General features: G+C 61.6%; 15 protein-coding genes and 4 tRNA genes. 4 read left to right on the forward strand and 15 right to left on the reverse strand.

Features of this window, described 5'->3' with window-relative positions; translation table 11 throughout:
* Positions 1–90 precede the first annotated feature (90 nt).
* A complete protein-coding gene (locus tag ABE459_RS05720; RefSeq protein WP_258645985.1) occupies positions 91–1,497 on the reverse strand; it encodes a transglycosylase SLT domain-containing protein in 1,407 nt (468 codons plus the stop codon).
* A 158-nt stretch (positions 1,498–1,655) separates the two neighbouring features.
* On the opposite strand from ABE459_RS05720, the gene ABE459_RS05725 reads away from it, so the two are divergent.
* The 3 genes from ABE459_RS05725 to ABE459_RS05735 all read left to right on the forward strand — a co-directional run bounded on the left by ABE459_RS05725 (position 1,656) and on the right by ABE459_RS05735 (position 4,477).
* Positions 1,656–2,462 (forward strand): TatD family hydrolase, encoded by an 807-nt coding sequence (locus ABE459_RS05725; protein WP_323830575.1) that lies wholly within the window; start codon positions 1,656–1,658, stop codon positions 2,460–2,462.
* Positions 2,463–2,548: 86 nt separating this feature from the next.
* Positions 2,549–4,027, forward strand: coding sequence for a methyl-accepting chemotaxis protein (locus ABE459_RS05730; protein WP_258706140.1), 1,479 nt, complete (start codon positions 2,549–2,551; stop codon positions 4,025–4,027).
* A gap of 81 nt (positions 4,028–4,108) precedes the next feature.
* Complete coding sequence (locus ABE459_RS05735; protein WP_125858124.1) at positions 4,109–4,477, forward strand: Mpo1-like protein; 369 nt, start codon at positions 4,109–4,111, stop codon at positions 4,475–4,477.
* 27 nt (positions 4,478–4,504) lie between these two features.
* Here the strand turns inward: ABE459_RS05735 and ABE459_RS05740 are convergent, their stop codons facing one another.
* From ABE459_RS05740 to ABE459_RS05750, 3 genes are all read right to left on the reverse strand, one after another.
* Positions 4,505–5,302 carry an acyl-CoA thioesterase domain-containing protein gene (locus ABE459_RS05740; RefSeq protein ID WP_346647993.1) on the reverse strand — a complete coding sequence of 266 codons (798 nt, stop codon included), beginning with the start codon at positions 5,300–5,302 and terminating at the stop codon, positions 4,505–4,507.
* Between the two features lie 81 nt (positions 5,303–5,383).
* A complete protein-coding gene (locus ABE459_RS05745) occupies positions 5,384–6,151 on the reverse strand; it encodes a CHAD domain-containing protein (RefSeq protein WP_323830573.1) in 768 nt (255 codons plus the stop codon).
* A 14-nt stretch (positions 6,152–6,165) separates the two neighbouring features.
* Complete coding sequence (locus ABE459_RS05750; RefSeq protein WP_125463469.1) at positions 6,166–6,444, reverse strand: hypothetical protein; 279 nt, start codon at positions 6,442–6,444, stop codon at positions 6,166–6,168.
* Positions 6,445–6,597: 153 nt separating this feature from the next.
* Here ABE459_RS05750 and ABE459_RS05755 point away from each other — a divergent pair, with 153 nt between their 5' ends.
* Positions 6,598–7,638: a patatin-like phospholipase family protein gene (locus ABE459_RS05755; RefSeq protein WP_323830572.1), complete on the forward strand. Its 1,041-nt coding sequence runs from the start codon at positions 6,598–6,600 to the stop codon at positions 7,636–7,638.
* Between the two features lie 63 nt (positions 7,639–7,701).
* Here the strand turns inward: ABE459_RS05755 and ABE459_RS05760 are convergent, their stop codons facing one another.
* The 11 genes from ABE459_RS05760 to ABE459_RS05810 form a co-directional block, all read right to left on the reverse strand.
* On the reverse strand, positions 7,702–9,561 hold the full coding sequence (locus ABE459_RS05760) for a SurA N-terminal domain-containing protein (protein ID WP_258706135.1): 1,860 nt from the start codon (positions 9,559–9,561) through the stop codon (positions 7,702–7,704).
* Between the two features lie 186 nt (positions 9,562–9,747).
* Positions 9,748–10,020, reverse strand: a complete 273-nt coding sequence (gene hupB / locus ABE459_RS05765; RefSeq protein ID WP_054892387.1) for a nucleoid-associated protein HU-beta — start codon at positions 10,018–10,020, stop codon at positions 9,748–9,750.
* 153 nt (positions 10,021–10,173) lie between these two features.
* Positions 10,174–12,570: an endopeptidase La gene (lon, locus tag ABE459_RS05770; protein ID WP_125463466.1), complete on the reverse strand. Its 2,397-nt coding sequence runs from the start codon at positions 12,568–12,570 to the stop codon at positions 10,174–10,176.
* Between the two features lie 153 nt (positions 12,571–12,723).
* Positions 12,724–14,007: an ATP-dependent Clp protease ATP-binding subunit ClpX gene (gene clpX, locus ABE459_RS05775; RefSeq protein WP_125463465.1), complete on the reverse strand. Its 1,284-nt coding sequence runs from the start codon at positions 14,005–14,007 to the stop codon at positions 12,724–12,726.
* A 108-nt stretch (positions 14,008–14,115) separates the two neighbouring features.
* Positions 14,116–14,757: an ATP-dependent Clp endopeptidase proteolytic subunit ClpP gene (clpP, locus tag ABE459_RS05780; RefSeq protein ID WP_023629742.1), complete on the reverse strand. Its 642-nt coding sequence runs from the start codon at positions 14,755–14,757 to the stop codon at positions 14,116–14,118.
* 91 nt (positions 14,758–14,848) lie between these two features.
* Positions 14,849–16,162: a trigger factor gene (gene tig, locus ABE459_RS05785; RefSeq protein WP_346647994.1), complete on the reverse strand. Its 1,314-nt coding sequence runs from the start codon at positions 16,160–16,162 to the stop codon at positions 14,849–14,851.
* A gap of 251 nt (positions 16,163–16,413) precedes the next feature.
* Positions 16,414–16,710, reverse strand: a complete 297-nt coding sequence (locus ABE459_RS05790; RefSeq protein WP_125463463.1) for a DUF6388 family protein — start codon at positions 16,708–16,710, stop codon at positions 16,414–16,416.
* Positions 16,711–16,933: 223 nt separating this feature from the next.
* Positions 16,934–17,009, reverse strand: a tRNA-His gene (locus ABE459_RS05795).
* Between the two features lie 36 nt (positions 17,010–17,045).
* Positions 17,046–17,130: transfer RNA gene (locus ABE459_RS05800), tRNA-Leu, on the reverse strand.
* A gap of 57 nt (positions 17,131–17,187) precedes the next feature.
* Positions 17,188–17,263: transfer RNA gene (locus ABE459_RS05805), tRNA-His, on the reverse strand.
* 34 nt (positions 17,264–17,297) lie between these two features.
* A tRNA-Arg gene (locus ABE459_RS05810) sits at positions 17,298–17,374 on the reverse strand.
* Positions 17,375–17,575: the final 201 nt, after the last annotated feature.

The raw sequence follows: 17,575 nt of genomic DNA on the forward strand, positions 1-17,575 counted from the left end.
GGGTAGGTGTTGGATGAGCGCCATCTTAATCGATTGATCGAATAAGAAAATCGCAATAATCGTGTAATAAATATCGATTATTTAGATTTGTCAGCGCCTGGCCAGCCGCTCCAGGGAAGCGCGTTCACGATTGAACGCCAGGTAGTACTTGTTGACACTGTTGACGAAGTTCACCGGCCCCATCCCCACTTGTTCCATGGCGATGCGCTCGGTCTGGAAGAACCACTGATTGCCGTTGAGCCCGCGCCGCCGCGCTTCGGCGCGCATGGCCTGAACCCGCTCCGGGCCGAGGTTGTAGGCCGCCAGGATGAACGCCATGCGCTCGCGCTCGTTGAGTTGCGGGCTGGCGAAGAACTTGCGGCGGATCAACGCCAGATAGCGGGCACTGGCCTGGACATTGCCATCAACCGTGGCGGTGTTACTCACCCCCACCCGCTGCGCCGCCGACGGGGTGATCTGCATCAACCCATGGGCCCCGCCCGTGCCACGCGCCTTGGGGTCGAGGGTGGACTCCTTGAATGCCAGGGCCGCCAGGTTCAGCCAGTCGAACTGCTGGTCACCGGCATGCTTCTGCAGGACTGGGCGCAACGACTCCAGGCGTTGCCGGTCCTGGCGCGCCAGCGGATTGTGGACCCGGTACTGGCGCCGGTAGATGCGTTCGAAGGCGGCATCCTGGTTGTCCGGGGCACGGTAAGTGGCGAGGAAGCGATCCACTGCCGCCCGCAGCATCGGCGCATCAGGGCGCACATACCAGCGCAGTGCTTGCGGTTGGGCCAGCTGCAGCTTGCTGTCCAGGCGCAGGCGCGGCATCACCCGCGCCCAGCGTTGGGCGATGGGCCGCTCCACCACGGTCAGCGGATAAATACCGGCCTGGACCATCTCCAGCACATCCTCCACCGCCAGGGTCGGGTCAACCCACTCCACCTTGATCGGGGCTTGCTTGCGCAGCGCCAGGCGTTGGTTGATCGCCTCGATCGCGGCCCCGGCAGCGCTGGCACTGGTCAGGGCGATGGTACGCCCGGACAACTGCTCGGCCCGGCTGTAGCTGCGCTCGCCCTTGCGCCCGACCAGCAGCAGTGGCACCTGGTCAAGCACCGGGGCACTCGCCTCGACGCCACGCACCCCGGCAGGATCGAGCAGCTCGCCTGGCGCGGCCAGGTCGCCTTCACCCCGCTGCAAGGCACCGAGCAATTGCTCCTTGGCCCGCGGGATGATTTTCAAGGTGACTTGCTGATTGTCGGCGACCCGGGCATTGAGCGCGTGCTCGAGGGCGCGCAGCCGGTAGTACTCGACGCCCACCGGTTCGCCCTTGACCTCGCCGGAGCTGTTGCGGCTCTGGTTGACCAGCACCCGCAGCACCTGGCTGGAGCGGATCTGCGCCAAGTCGCGGGCCTGGCCGGCGGGTACATGCTGCTGGGGCCCCGGCTCGCGCGCAGTGGCCGGCCCGGCGGCCAGCAGCCCGAACATCATCAAGGTCGTCAGCAGGGTTCGCAGCATGGAGGAAGAGGTCCGAGGGCGGTTGGCGGGCACCATGTGCAATGATCGATCCGTGATGACTGACGGCAAAAGACCACGGCAAACGTTTGAAGTTCTTGGTTTTTTTGTGATTTCCCGGTTTTTGCTATGCTGGCCGCCCCGCGGCACGAGGTAGCACCATGCAATTGATCGATATCGGCGTCAACCTGACCAACAGCAGTTTCCATGACCAGCAGGCGGCTGTGGTCGAGCGCGCCGTGCAGGCCGGCGTGGCGCAGATGGTGCTGACCGGCACCAGCCTGAGCGTCAGTGAAGAAGCCCTTGAACTGTGCCAGCGCCTGGATGAGCAAGGCCAGCGCCTGTTCAGCACCGCCGGTGTACACCCCCATGATGCCAAGAGCTGGACCAGCGACAGCGAGCGCCAGTTGCGCCATTTGCTCGAACAACCGCGGGTGCGCGCCGTCGGCGAATGCGGGCTGGACTTCAACCGCGACTTCTCCCCTCGCCCGGAGCAGGAAAAAGCCCTGGAAACCCAACTGGCCCTGGCCGTAGAGCTGCGCCTGCCGGTGTTCCTCCACGAACGCGACGCCAGCGAGCGCCTGCTGGCAATCCTCAAGGGCTACCGCGACCAACTGAGCGCCGCCGTGGTGCATTGCTTTACCGGCGAGCGCGAGGCGCTGTTCGCTTACCTCGACCTTGACCTGCACATCGGCATCACTGGCTGGATCTGCGACGAGCGCCGCGGTACTCATCTGCATCCGCTGGTCGGCAACATCCCGACCGGCCGCCTGATGCTGGAGAGCGACGCGCCCTACCTGTTGCCGCGCAGCCTGCGGCCAAAACCGAAAAATGGCCGCAACGAGCCGGCGTATCTACCCGAAGTACTGCGCGAGGTGGCTCTGCATCGCGGCGAAACCGTCGAATCCACAGCGGCCCACACCACCGCCTGCGCGCAGGCGTTCTTCGGGCTGCCTGTGGTTTCTTGACGCATATCAAGGAGGGTCCTGGCCTTGGCGGGCACAATGATGGCACCTTGCCAACAATGTTTCCGCCAACTCAGAGAAGACCTACCATGGGTGCCTGGCTTAGCAATATTTCCCTGAAGTACAAGTTCTGGGCCGTCAACGCAGTGGCCTTCGTCACCACCCTGCTGCTGGTGCTGTATGCAGTGTCACTGGAGCAGCAGGCGCGCGCTTCGGGCGCGCAGGCCCTGGCCCAGCGCCAGGCCGAATTGCTGGCCGCCTGGCCCGCCGAAAAAGACCTTCCGGCCCAGCCTGGGCTGATTACCTGGGGCAGCGGACAGACTCCTGAATTTGCAGGCGAACCCCTCGAAGCCTTGCGTGATGCCCAGGGCTGGGTCGAGCTGCCCGGCGCCTGGATCGCAGGTGACAACCCTGTGCTGGGGGCCCAGGTGTTCCGCCAGGGCGATCGGCACCTGGCCGTGCTGGCCCAGGCGCCTAGCCTGCGCCAGGTGTTCTTCGACCGCTTCGGCAACTATGCGGTGTGCGTGCTGGTGCTGATGCTGGCCATGCTCTGCGCTTCGCAGTTGTTGATCCGCTTCCTGCTCAGCCAGCTCAATACGTTGAAGGACGTGATGCTGCACGTGGAAAAAACTGGCGACCTCTCGGCCCGGGTGCCGCTGGCCTGTGGCGACGAAGTCGGGCAGATGGCCGGTGCGTTCAACGCCATGCAGGCCACCTACCACCGCGTGGTCAGCACTGTCGCGCGCACTGCCGCGCAGCTCGACTCGGGTGCTGCGCGCCTGGCCGGGAGCATGGACGAAGTGCGCCACGGCATGATCGGCCAGCAGAGCGAGACCGACCAGGCCGCCACGGCGATCAACGAGATGACCGCCACCGTGCACCACATCGCCGAGCATGCCGGCGCCACCCGTGACTTGTCGCAGAGCGCCGACGGCCTCGCCGGCAGCGGCCAGGCCGTGGTCAGCCGGGTCCAGGACTCGATTGCCGGGCTGTCCAGCGGTGTGCAGCAGACCGCCGAGATGATCCGCCAACTGGCCGATGACAGCCAAAAGATCAACGGGGTGGTCGGGGTGATCCACAGCATCGCCGAACAGACCAACCTGCTCGCCCTCAATGCCGCCATCGAGGCCGCCCGTGCCGGCGACCTGGGCCGCGGCTTCGCGGTGGTCGCCGACGAAGTGCGCAATCTGGCCAAGCGCGTGCAAACCTCCACCGACGAGATCACCACCATGGTCGCCGACCTGCAGGCCGGCACCCGTGATGCCGTGGACTTCATGCAGGAGAGTTCGTACAAGGCCGACGACTGCGTCAAGCAGGCCCAGGAAGCTGGCGAGGCCCTCGCCGAGATCACCCGTGCCGTGGCGCAGATGCGCGAGAACAATACCCAGATCGCGGTGGCTGCCGAACAACAGAGCCAAGTGGCCGAAGAAATGAACCGCGCAGTGGTGAGCATCCGTGACGTCACCGAGCAGACCGTGCAGCAAACCGTGGGCTCAGCTACCACGAGCAGCGAGCTGGCGACCCTGGCTGGCGAATTGAACAAGGCCATCGGCCAGCTCAAGCTCTAGCTATTGCCAGCATAGCCAGGCTCGATTGGCCCCCTCCCGGGGGCCGCACTAGACTTTGGGCATCTCCATGAGGAACTGCCCATGAGCAAGCGACTGCCCAACCTGCCCGCCTGGCAATGGCGCGGCTACCACCATAATCATCGCCACCCCGCCAACCTGGTGCTGCACCTGATTGCCGTGCCGCTGTTCATCCTGGGCGCGCTTTTGGTGCTCTCGGGGCTGTTCGCCCTGGACCTGTCGCAGATCGCCGTCGGCATCATCGCCTTGATCGCCGGCCTTGGCCTGCAACGCCAGGGGCATCGACTGGAGGCCGAACAACCGGAACCCTTCGCCAACCGCAAGGACGCTGTGCAACGCCTGCTCACCGAGCAATTCATCACCTTCCCGCGGTTCGTGCTGAGCGGCGCCTGGTGGCGCGCCTGGCGTGAGCGGCACAAGCATCGGCATTGACCGCACGCTTCACGCGCCCCAGTAGCCTCAAGCGAACACAGTCACCGTCTGCCGACTCAATGCCAACAGCTCGCCGTCAGCCGTCCACAGACGGGCTGCGGCATGTCCATAACCATCCCTCGCATACTCGGTCTCTACGCAATAGCCGCACCAGTCCTGCGTCGAAAGCCGTGGCGTGGGTTGTACGAATTCGATGGTCCAGGTCAAGGTGCTACCTGCGGCTGGCTGCTTCAGGAACGGCATCAGGCTGGGCGGCCAGGCATCGACCAGGGCCAGCAGATGCGCCACCTCAAGGGGAGCATCAGGCACGTCACGCAGACGCACCCAGCCGCCCATGTGGCGTGAATCGTTGCCGCTGAACGGCAGCCCACCGATAGCCCAACGCAGCGCCACGTAACGCATGAACTCCGGGGTCACCCCTTTGATGTACGGCAACTCTGGCGCTGCCTGCTGCAACGGCTTGATCGCCGTCGGGGGTTGCGCATCGACCGCGACCACCGAAGGCCTGCCAGCGCCGAAACTGCCCTGCACCAGCGTCACCACCTGGCCGCCCTGCACGGCACGACCGATCAGAGTACAGACGGCCTTGCCCTCGCGCAGCACCTCCACTTCCAGGCTGATCGGTACATCCGGCGCCGCCGGGCCGACAAAGGTGATGGCCAGCGAACGCACCGGGCGGTCGTCAGCCAGTTTCTGCCGCATCGCCTCGTGCACCATCGCGGCCATAAGGCCGCCAAACACCGCCCGCCCCTGCGCCCAGCTGGGCGGCACACTGACCGCCTCAGGGTGCAGGCGTGCTGCCGCCAACAATTCGGTGAAGTTCATGTGCCCTGGCTCCTGCGCAAAAGTCCCGATCTTAACCAGCCCCCGCAGGTGCGGCAGCCCGTATATCGGTCATTTGCCGGGCTATCGGCGCGCCACGGCCTTGCGCAACATCTCGAGGGTGATATCAGAGGTGCGTTCGGCGGCATGCAGTTCGTGCTCCCAGGCCACCTTGCAGCCAGCCAGGTCGCTGTGCTCGCGCACTTGCAGCAACCATTGAAAACGGTCATGCCAGTCGCCCAGGTCGCCCTGGGCTTTCTTCAACAGCCTTTGCAGCTGCTTGCCGGCGTGATCGAGCTGCGGGTAAGCCTCGTCGCCGTAGCGCACGCGCTTGATCAACAAGCGCAAGCGATGCCGGTCATGGGCCGGATCTTCCAGCGCCTGCGCCAAGGTACGCCACTGCTTGACCAGGCGCCTGTCGACACGCTGCTCCAGCCGCTGCACCAGCCCTTCACGGTCAGCCGCACGCAGGAACAGCGGGAACACGTCGAGAATCGCCAGTACGCGCGCAAGCTGGGGGCTGCGCGCCACACTGGCGAACGTACGCGCCCTGCCCTCCAGGCGGCGCTGCCCGGCCTGCAGGTGCCCGCGCTGGATGAGCTGCGCCGCCAGCACCTCGCGGTCACGCAGCGGCGTGGTCAAGGTTCCCAGCGCCTGCGCCGCGCCCTCCAGTTGCTCCACCCCCGGCAAGCCACGCAGCGGGCGCATGAGGCTGCGCAGACGTCGCAGGGCGATACGCAGGTCATGCAGCGCCTCACTGTCGGTATCGGCCGCCAGCCGCTCACGACAGGCCAGCAACCTTACCTGCAGCGTCAGCACCTGGAAAACCACATGGTCGAGCATGGCGGACATGGCGTGTTCCTCGGTCAACGCCCAGCGCGGGATTCACGAATATAGAAACGCGCCTTCTCGGCTTTGCGGGTACAGCCTTCGAACGCTTCGAACTGCTGCTGAGTCTTGGCCCCGGTCAGCAGTGACAGTGCCTTGGAATAACTGACAGTACCGGCGAAGCCTTCGGCCTTGGCCAGGTCCAGTTCCTTCCACGCAGCATCGAGCTGGGTCCCGCAACTGTCGCGATAGGCCGTCTTGCCCGCGCAACCGGCCAAGGCCAGGACAATCAGAGGAAGGGTGATCCAGGCTTTCATCGGTGTTACCTCAAAGGTGAAAAAGTGGTCGTTCGACGGCACAGCGAGCAGAAAGTTGCCTGCTCAGCGTAGCCCAGTGCGGACTACATTGAAGCACAGGCAACAATGGGCGCATTGTAGGGCCGTGGTTGCACAATACGCAGGGGGAAGACCATGAGCAAACGCGTGGCATTGGTGCTCGGCTCGGGCGGTGCCCGGGGGTACGCGCACATCGGCGTGATCGAAGAAATCGAGCGTCGTGGCTATGAAATCGCCTGCATTGCAGGGTGCTCCATGGGCGCGGTGATCGGGGGCATCTACGCGGCCGGCAAACTCGACGAATACCGCAGCTGGATCGAAAGCCTGGACTACCTGGACGTGCTGCGGCTGGTGGATGTCAGCTTTCGCCTGGGGGCAATCCGTGGCGACAAGGTGTTCGGGCAGATCCGCAAGATCGTTGGCGAAATCAACATCGAGCAACTGCGCATCCCCTACACGGCGGTGGCCACCGACCTTACCAACCAGCAAGAGATCTGGTTCCAGGAAGGCTGCCTGCATCAGGCGATGCGCGCCTCGGCGGCGATCCCCAGCCTGTTCACCCCGGTCATGCAAGGCAATCGCATGCTGGTCGATGGCGGCATCCTCAACCCACTGCCGATCGTGCCGGTGGTGTCCAGTCACTGCGACCTGATCATTGCCGTCAACCTCAACGCCACCAACCAGAAACAGTACCAGTTGCCGGTGATTGAACGCCCGGCAGCTTTCAAGATGCGCTTCGACTCACTGATCAGCTCGCTCGGCTCGCACCTGCCGTTTCGCCGTAAACCCGCCGAGGAGCTGATGCGCATCGAACAGGAAATCACCGCTGACGGCCTGACCCCGTCCAACCCCTGGCTGGGCGAAAGCGCCGGGCCACAGGGCCAGCAGCCTGCCGCGGCGCCCGAGACCGAAGGCGCGCCAAAGTCCGCGACTGGCTCGTTCATCATCGATAACGTCGGCCCTGCTTCGCTGCTCGACCTGATCAACCAGAGCTTCGAGGTGATGCAGACCTCACTGGCGCAATACAAGATCGCCGGTTATCCGCCGGATGTGCTGATCAACGTACCCAAGCGGGTATGCCGGTTCTTCGAGTTCTACAAGGCGCCTGAACTGATCGCACTGGGGCGCGAAGTCGCCAGGGATACGCTGGACAGCCATGAGGGGGTGCGCCGTTAGGGGCCTGTGCAGCAGAAACGAAACAGGCCGCATACGCGGCCTGTTTCGTCATTGCTGCATCACTCAGTAGCGGGTGATGTCGGCACTGCTTTCCAGCCATTTGCGGTAGGCCGCGAAGTCTTGCGAACCGGCACGCGAAGCGAGGTAGCGACGGATCTGCGCCTTCTCTTCGTCGGTGGCGGCAGCGCCCTCGTTGACACCCTTGAGCTGCAACACCACCAGGCTACCGTCGCCCAGCACCACACTGCCGTACACCGGCTGGTCCTTGGACGCCGGCTTGCCCAGGCGGAATACCGCCTGCAACTCGGCAGGGTCGATGCCGTCCTGGCCACGGGTAGCGGCTTCCTGGACCTTCCAGCTCTGGCTTGCTGCCTTGATCGAACCGTCACGCAGGCCGGCAATCAGCTTGTCAGCCTTGCCCTTGAGCTCGGCAGTCGCCTTCTCCTTGGCCAGATGCTCGCTGATGTTCTTGGCCACGGCTTCGAGCGGCAATTGCTCGGGCTTGCGATGTTCTTTGACGCGCAATACGACCACGGTCTCCGGGTCCAGTTCGATGCCGTTGCTGTTGGCGCCCTCCTCCAGCACTTCTTCACTGAAGGCGGCCTGGATTACCGCACGATTGGCGGTAATGCCCTGACCGCCCTCACGGCCGAATGCCGCAGAGGTCTGCACTTTCAGGCCAAGGTCCTGAGCCGGCTGACCCAGGTCGGAGGCTTCGAACGCGGCATCCTCAAGCTGCTTGGTGGCCTCGACGAAGCGCTGCTCCACTTGCTGGGTTTTCAGCTCGTGGGTCAGCTTGTCCTTCAGGCTGGCGAAGCTAGGTACATCCGGCGCTTCGACGCCGAGCAGCTTGATCAGGTGGTAACCAAACTCGGTACGCACCGGGGCGGAAACCTGATCCTTGTTCAGCTTGTACAGCGCTTCCTCGAAGGCCGGGTCGTACACGCCCGGACCTGCGAAGCCAAGGTCACCGCCGGTGTTGGCAGAGCCTGGGTCCTGAGAGAACTCCTTGGCCAGCTTGGCAAAATCCTCACCCTTGTTCAGGCGCTGCTGGATTTCTTCGATGCGGGCCTTGGCCTGGGCATCGTTGGCCTTGTCGTTGACTTCGATGAGGATGTGCGCGGCATGGCGCTGCTCACCCAAGTTGGCGATTTCCTTGTCGTACAACGCCTTGAGTTCGTCGTCGCTGACCTTGACCTGGTCGAAGAAGGCCGACTTTTTCAGCTCGATGTAATCAATCACCACCTGGTCGGGGGTCATGAATTCCTTGGCGTGCTGATCGTAGTGGGCCTTCACCTCGTCGTCGCTGACCTTGACCGCAGCCGGGTCGGCCTTGAAGGTCAGGGCGGCGAAATCACGGGTCTGCTTCTCCAGGCGGGCGAACGCTTCAACCTGCTTGTCGGTGACGAAGCTGCTGCCGGCAAGGCCGGTGCGCAACTGGCCGATGAGCATTTCCTGGGCGAGCATCTCGCGGAACTGCATGCGGCCGTAGCCCATCTGGCGGATGACCGAATCGAAACGCTCGGCACTGAACTTGCCGTCGACCTGGAACTCAGGCGTCTGCAGGATCAGTTGGTCCAGTGCAGCTTCGGAGAAAGCGAACTTGGCATCCTCGGCGCCCTGCAACAGCAGTTTGCGATCGATCAGCCCCTTGAGCGCAGCCTCGCGCAGCATCTTTTCATCCAGCAGCGCAGGGTCGAAGTCCTTGCCCAGCTGTTGCATCAGCTGGCGGCGCTGCATGTCCACGGCCTGACTCAGCTCGTTCTGGCTGATGGTCTGGCCGTTTACCTTGGCGGCGTCCTGGCTGTGGGTTGCGGCCTGGAAGATGGCCTCGAAACCGGTCAATGCCATCAGCACGACGATGAGGCCGATAATGGTCTTGGCAATCCAACCTTGTGAATTGTCCCTGATATTCTGCAGCATGCGTCCCCCAGAAACGGCTGTACCACTGCGTCGACAACCGCGGAGCGTGGGTAGAATCCTGATAGAAAAAAGGCGCATCCAGTGGATGCGCCCTTTTCGAAGCTTGCGTACCAGCGGGAACGTTTGCGAACCCGCCCGTCACGCGGTCGACCCTGGCCGAAACCTGGGCCGGCTGAAAGAGACGACTTAGTTGACGGCGTCTTTCAGGCCTTTACCAGCCTTGAAACCTGGAACCTTGGCGGCAGCGATCTTGATCGCCTTGCCGGTTTGCGGGTTACGGCCGGTGCGCTCGGCGCGCTCTTTGACCGAGAAGGTACCGAAGCCAACCAGAACGACGTCGTCGCCTGCTTTCAGGGCACCGGTCACGGAGTCAATTACTGCGTCCAGCGCACGGCCGGCAACAGCTTTCGGGATGTCAGCGGATGCGGCGATAGCGTCAATCAGTTCCGACTTGTTCACTCTAAGTCCCCTTATTTCTCTATTGAGTTTGTTTCTAAGTATGTAATGAAAAGCGTGTGTAACGAGCGCTGGGTGGCCTGTTGAAAATGGCGTGCCGCTTTATAGCAAGGGCCCGAAAAAGCTGTCAACCAAAGCCCCCCAGCGAAATACTTACTAATGCGTGCTGATTCTTTCCTTAGCATCGCTGTCGCGCTTGTCATCTTTGGCGACAATCTCCGGAGCCACATCTGGCAAGGGCTCCGGGGCGTATTGCAGCGCAATTTGGAGGACTTCGTCAATCCATTTGACCGGTTTGATCTGAAGATCCTGTTTGATATTTTCTGGAATTTCCTTCAAGTCGCGAACATTCTCCTCGGGAATGATCACCGTCTTGATGCCGCCACGGTGTGCCGCCAGCAGTTTTTCCTTGAGGCCGCCAATGGCCAGAACCTGGCCACGCAGGGTGATCTCGCCGGTCATCGCGACATCTGCGCGCACGGGGATCTGGGTCAACGCCGAGACCAATGCGGTGCACATGCCGATGCCTGCGCTCGGGCCATCCTTGGGCGTAGCACCTTCAGGCATATGGATGTGAACGTCGCGCTTTTCATGGAAGTCTGCAGCGATCCCCAGGCTTGCGGCACGGCTTCGCACCACGGTTTGCGCAGCGGTGATCGACTCGACCATGACGTCGCCCAGCGAGCCGGTCTTGATCAGCTGGCCCTTGCCGGGAATGACCACAGCTTCGATGGTCAGCAGCTCACCACCCACCTGGGTCCAGGCAAGGCCGGTGACCTGGCCGATCTGGTCCTGCTGCTCGGCGAGGCCGTAGCGGAATTTCTTCACGCCCAGCAGTTGCTCAAGCTGCTCGCCAGTGACCTTGACCTTGAACTGCTTCTGCCCAGTGTGCTCCTTGACCACCTTGCGGCACACCTTGGCGATCTGCCGCTCCAGGCCTCGCACACCAGCTTCGCGGGTGTAGTAGCGAATGATGTCGCGGATCGCCGAAACATCGACCTCCAGCTCATCCTTCTTCAAGCCGTTGGCCTTGACCTGCTTGGGCACCAGGTACTTGACCGCGATGTTGATCTTCTCGTCCTCGGTGTAACCCGGCAGACGGATGACTTCCATGCGGTCAAGCAGCGCCGGCGGGATGTTCATCGAGTTCGAGGTGCACAGGAACATCACGTCCGACAGGTCGTAGTCGACCTCCAGGTAGTGATCGTTGAAGTTGTGGTTCTGCTCCGGGTCGAGCACTTCCAGCAGTGCAGACGCCGGGTCGCCACGCATGTCGCTGCCCATCTTGTCGATTTCGTCGAGCAGGAACAGCGGGTTGCGTACGCCCACCTTGGTCATTTTCTGGATCAGGCGGCCCGGCATCGAACCAATGTAGGTACGACGGTGACCGCGAATTTCAGCTTCGTCACGCACGCCACCGAGGGCCATGCGCACGAACTTGCGATTGGTGGCAGCAGCAATCGACTCGGCCAGCGAGGTCTTGCCCACGCCAGGTGGGCCGACCAGGCACAGCACCGGGCCGCGAATCTTCTTCACCCGCTTCTGCACGGCGAGGTATTCGAGAATGCGCTCCTTGACCTCTTCCAGGCCATAGTGGTCGGCATCGAGGATTTCTTCGGCCTTGGCGAGATCCAGGCGCACCTTGCTCTGGGCCTTCCACGGCACCTGCACCAGCCAGTCCAGGTACGAACGCACCACGGTGGCTTCAGCGGACATCGGCGACATCTGCTTGAGCTTGTTGAGCTCGGCCTGGGCCTTGGTCAGGGCGTCTTTCGGCAGGCCGGCGGCTTCGATGCGTTTCTTGAGCTCTTCGACTTCGTTGTGGCCTTCGTCGCCATCGCCGAGTTCTTTCTGAATGGCCTTCATCTGCTCATTCAGGTAGTACTCGCGCTGGCTGCGCTCCATCTGTTTCTTGACCCGGCCACGGATGCGCTTCTCGACCTGCAACAGGTCGATCTCGGCATCCAGCAGCGCCAGCACGTGTTCAACACGTGCCTGCAGCTCGACAATCTCGAGGATTTCCTGCTTCTGCTCGATCTTCAAGGCCATGTGCGCGGCCATGGTATCGACCAGGCGGCCCGGCTCTTCGATGCTGTTCAGTGAAGACAGCACTTCGGCCGGGACCTTCTTGCCCAGTTGCACATACTGTTCGAACTGCGACAGTAAGGTGCGCACGAAGACTTCGGACTCGCGCTCGGCGGCCTCCACTTCGTCGATCAGGCTGACTTCGGCACGGATGTGGCCGTCGACTTCATTGAAACGTTCAACCGAGCCGCGCTGCTCGCCCTCGACCAGCACCTTGACGGTGCCATCGGGCAGCTTGAGCAGTTGCAGGACGGTGGCGACGGTACCAACGCGGTACAGGGCATCCTCACCCGGATCATCGTCGGCAGGGTTTTTCTGGGCCAGCAGGAGGATCTGCTTTTCGCCCGTCATCGCCGCCTCGAGGGCTTCGATGGACTTCTCACGCCCCACGAACAGTGGGATGACCATGTGCGGATAGACGACAACGTCGCGCAATGGCAAAAGAGGCAAGTCGAGGGTGGTCTTCATGATTTCGCCTCTACAGCGGCCTTGTGGCCGGAAACCGTTGGAAATGGTGCTTGGAGCTAATGTGGGGGCAGCCCTTTGAAATTACAAGCGCCGATACCAGGAAATGCAAAAAGGGGCCCGAAGGCCCCTTTTTTTATGCTGCCCCTTGCCCGATCAGGCGTCGGGGGCGGCCTTGGCTTGCGGCTCGCTGTTTTCGTAGATCAGCAGCGGCTTCGAAGTACCCTCGATGACGCTTTCGTCGATCACCACCTTGCTGACTTCCTTCTGCGAAGGAATCTCGTACATGGTGTCGAGCAGCACGCCCTCCAGGATCGAACGCAGGCCACGGGCGCCGGTCTTGCGATCCAGCGCCTTGCGGGCAACGGCCTTGAGCGCATCGCTGCGGAACTCGAGGTCGACGCTTTCCATTTCGAACAGCTTGGCGTATTGCTTGGTCAGCGCGTTCTTCGGCTCGGTCAGAATCTGCATCAGCGCAGCCTCGTCCAGCTCGTCCAGCGTCGCCAGTACCGGCAGACGACCGACGAACTCGGGGATGAGACCAAACTTGACCAGATCGTCCGGCTCGACCTCACGCAGAGACTCGCCGACTTTCTTGCCTTCTTCCTTGCTGCGCACTTCTGCACTGAAACCGATACCACCCTTGGTGGAACGGTTCTGGATGACCTTTTCCAGGCCAGAGAAAGCACCACCGCAGATGAACAGGATATTGCGGGTATCAACCTGCAGGAATTCCTGTTGCGGGTGCTTGCGACCACCTTGCGGCGGCACGGAAGCGACGGTGCCTTCGATCAGCTTCAGAAGTGCCTGCTGCACGCCCTCACCCGAGACATCGCGGGTAATGGACGGGTTGTCCGACTTGCGCGAGATCTTGTCGATCTCGTCGATGTAGACGATGCCCATCTGGGCCTTTTCCACGTCGTAGTCGCACTTTTGCAGCAGTTTCTGAATGATGTTCTCGACGTCCTCACCCACATAACCGGCTTCGGTCAGGGTGGTGGCGTCGGCAATTGTGAACGGTACGTTCAGCAGGCGCGCGAGGGTTTCGGCGAGCAGCGTCTTGCCCGAGCCGGTTGGCCCGATCAGCAGGATGTTGCTTTTGCCGAGTTCGACTTCGTCGCCCTTCTTGTCACGCTGGTTCAGGCGCTTGTAGTGGTTGTACACCGCTACGGCAAGCACCTTCTTGGCGCGTTCCTGACCAATGACGTACTGGTCCAGGATGCCGCTGATTTCTTTCGGCGAGGGTAGTTTGTGCGCGTTGCTCTCGGCCTGGGCTTCCTGCACCTCCTCACGGATGATGTCGTTGCACAGGTCGACGCACTCGTCGCAGATAAATACCGAGGGGCCGGCAATCAACTTGCGCACTTCGTGCTGGCTTTTGCCGCAGAAGGAGCAATAGAGCAATTTGCCGTTGTCCTCGCCGTTACGGGTGTCAGTCATTCGATCGATCCAATCCGGTAGGCTTGAAACACAAGATGAAGGCAATCGCAGGCTTTTTCAAGTCCGCGGGTGGGCGCTTTCCACGCCCGCCCGCTCTGGCGCATTGCTTCAGGATGCCAGTTGCCGCTTGTCGTAGACCGAGTCGATCAGGCCGTACTCGGCCGCGCGCGCAGCGCTCATGAAGTTGTCACGCTCGGTATCGCGCTTGATGGTCTCGAGCGGCTGGCCGGTGTGATGGGCCAGCAGCTCGTTCAGGCGCGCCTTGATGTTGAGGATTTCCTGGGCGTGGATCTCGATATCGGTCGCCTGGCCCTGGAAGCCGCCGAGCGGCTGGTGAATCATCACTCGCGAATTCGGCAGGCAGTGGCGCTTGCCAGCGGCACCGGCCGCCAGCAGGAAGGCGCCCATGCTGCAGGCCTGGCCGATGCAGATGGTCGAGACGTCCGGCTTGATGAACTGCATGGTGTCGTAGATCGACATACCGGCAGTCACCGAACCGCCCGGCGAGTTGATGTACAGATGGATATCCTTGTCCGGGTTTTCCGCTTCCAGGAACAGCAGCTGCGCCACCACCAGGTTGGCCATGTAGTCTTCTACGGGGCCGACCAGGAAGATCACCCGCTCCTTCAAGAGGCGCGAGTAGATGTCATAGGCGCGTTCGCCACGGGCGGACTGCTCGATAACCATCGGGACCAGGCCGCCTGCGGCCTGGATGTCAGAGCTCTGCTGAATATAAGAATTGCGGGACATGTCCTGCACTCACTCCCAAATAGTCATGGCTTGAATACGCACAAGCCAGCGCGAAGGCTGGCTTGTGGGGGTTTCCTACGAGAGTAGCCTGTTACTCAGCGTCGGCTTGAGCCTGTGCTGGCTTTACAGCTTCTTCGTACGAGACCGATTTGTCGGTCACAGTCGCTTTCTGCAGGACAGTATCTACAACTTGTTCTTCCAGTACAACCGAACGCACTTCGTTCAGTTGCTGGTCGTTCTTGTAGTACCAGGCGATAACCTGCTCTGGCTCCTGGTAGGCCGAAGCCATTTCTTCGATCATTTCACGCACTTTGGCGTCGTCCGGCTTCAGCTCGAACTGCTTGACCACTTCGGCGACGATCAGGCCCAGCACCACGCGGCGCTTGGCTTGCTCTTCGAACAGCTCGGCCGGCAGTTGGTCAGGCTTGATGTTGCCACCGAACTGCTGGACAGCCTGCACGCGCAGACGGTTGACTTCGTTTTCCAGCAGGGCTTTTGGCACTTCGATCGGGTTGGCGGCCAGCAGACCGTCCATGACCTGGTTCTTGACCTTGGTCTTGATGGCCTGACGCAGTTCACGCTCCATGTTCTTGCGAACTTCGCTGCGGAAGCCTTCCAGGGTCGACTCTTTGATACCGAATTGAGCGAAGAACTCTTCGCTCAGTTCTGGCAGCTGTGGCGCCGAAACGCTGTTGACGGTGATGGTGAACTCGGCGGCTTTGCCAGCCAGGTCGAGGTTCTGGTAGTCCTCTGGGAAGGTCACGTTGACAACGCGCTCTTCACCAGCCTTGGCACCGACCAGGCCTTCTTCGAAGCCTGGGATCATACGGCCGGAACCCAGCACCAGCTGAGTGCCCTTGGCCGAACCACCGGCGAAGGCTTCACCGTCGATCTTGCCAACGAAGTCGATGTTGACTTGATCGTCGTTCTGCGCAGCGCGCTCGACAGCTTCGAAACGGGTGTTCTGCTTGCGCAGCACGTCCAGCATCTTGTCCAGGTCGGCATCGGCCACTTCGGCGCTCAGGCGCTCGACGCTGATCGATTCCAGGCCCGAAACGGTGAACTCAGGGAAGACTTCGAAAATGGCAACGAACTCGAGGTCCTTGCCCTTTTCGAACGACTTCGGCTCAACGGCAGGGGCGCCAGCCGGGTTCAGCTTCTGCTCGACGATAGCTTCGTAGAAGGAGGCCTGGACCAGGTCACCGAAAGCTTCCTGACGGGCATCGGCTTCGAAACGCTGGCGAATGACGCTCATCGGCACCTTGCCAGGACGGAAGCCTGCAACCTTGGCGCGACGGGCAGTCTGCTGCAGACGCTTGTTGACTTCGTTCTCGACGCGCTCGGCCGGAACGGCGATGGTCATGCGGCGCTCGAGAGCGGAAGTGTTTTCAACAGAAACTTGCATGGATATTCCTCGTTGCACAGACGTTAGCCGGCGATAGCCCGACTCCAGAATCAAGGGCAAGCATTCTAGTGACTCATTCAGCAGAAGTCACCCCACCCGGATTGTCGGCAGACCACGCCGGTCGATTTCCCTGAAAGGCCCGAGCGCCGTGGCGTCGAACCTGTTTAAGCGTTGCCCGCGCGGGCCGTCACAGGCCGCGCGATTGTAAAACCTTGTCAAACAAACCCCGCCCAACCCGAACGCACCTTTTATTACGGTTCGATCTCGTTGAACTGGCAGTATTCTTCCCACTCCATCCCCAGCGCCTCAGCCACCTCGCGATGGGTTTCCAGGCGCATCGCCTGCAGCTGCTCCGGCGTTTCAGCGATCAATTGCAGGGCCAATTCCCAGGGCTGAATACCCTGCTCATCGGCGGCATCCTCGAACGCCCACTCGATCTGCTGCGCCTGCTCGCGGGCATCCAGCTCGCGAATCTCCTCGAGCAGTTGCGGATTGGCTTCGGCGAAACGTTGCAGCGCCAGGGCCTGGCGCGCTTCTTTTGCGATCATTTGCGGTATTCCTCTGCCAGCATCTTGGCCGGACGGTCAACCGGCTGAAATCTAACAGCTTTTATTGGGGCATCAATAGAGGATTGCAAGGGGTGAGCCGAGCAATGATTGCAAACCCCTCGGCCAGGGCCTTGCAACTGCTGCGAGCTCGAGCGCAGCAAACCATGCAATGCAAAAACAACAAAGGCGCCCGATCTTTCGATCAAGGCGCCTTCATAAAATATGGGGTGGACGATGGGAATCGAACCCACGACAACCGGAATCACAATCCGGCGCTCTACCAACTGAGCTACGCCCACCATAATGCAGTGTTGCGGTACAGCCTTACAGAAACATGGTGCGGACGAAGAGACTCGAACTCTTACAGCTTGCGCCGCTGGAACCTAAATCCAGTGTGTCTACCAATTTCACCACGTCCGCATGAAGCGCTTAAAACAAAGGCGCCTGATCATTCAATCCTGGCGCCTCTGCCGAATCTGGGGTGGACGATGGGAATCGAACCCACGACAACCGGAATCACAATCCGGCGCTCTACCAACTGAGCTACGCCCACCATATTGCGTTACTGCTTACTTGCCCAGGCCTAATGGCGCACCCGGCAGGACTCGAACCTGCGACCATCCGCTTAGAAGGCGGATGCTCTATCCAGCTGAGCTACGGGCGCTTAAGCTTTCAGTCCGACTCGACAAGCCAACAAACCGCTTATTCCGTCCAACTTTGCCAACCCGTGCCAGGCAGTGCCCGACAAGTGCGGCGAATCTTATAGCCGACCCTCAAAGTCGTCAACATGTTTCTGAAAAAAATTTAAATTATTGAAGGGGTTAGGGGATTTGCCCGACCACCCGCCTTTGCCCCTGCGCCGTGT

This window comes from Pseudomonas sp. TWI923 (genome assembly GCF_039673365.1).
Taxonomy (GTDB): domain Bacteria; phylum Pseudomonadota; class Gammaproteobacteria; order Pseudomonadales; family Pseudomonadaceae; genus Aquipseudomonas; species Aquipseudomonas sichuanensis.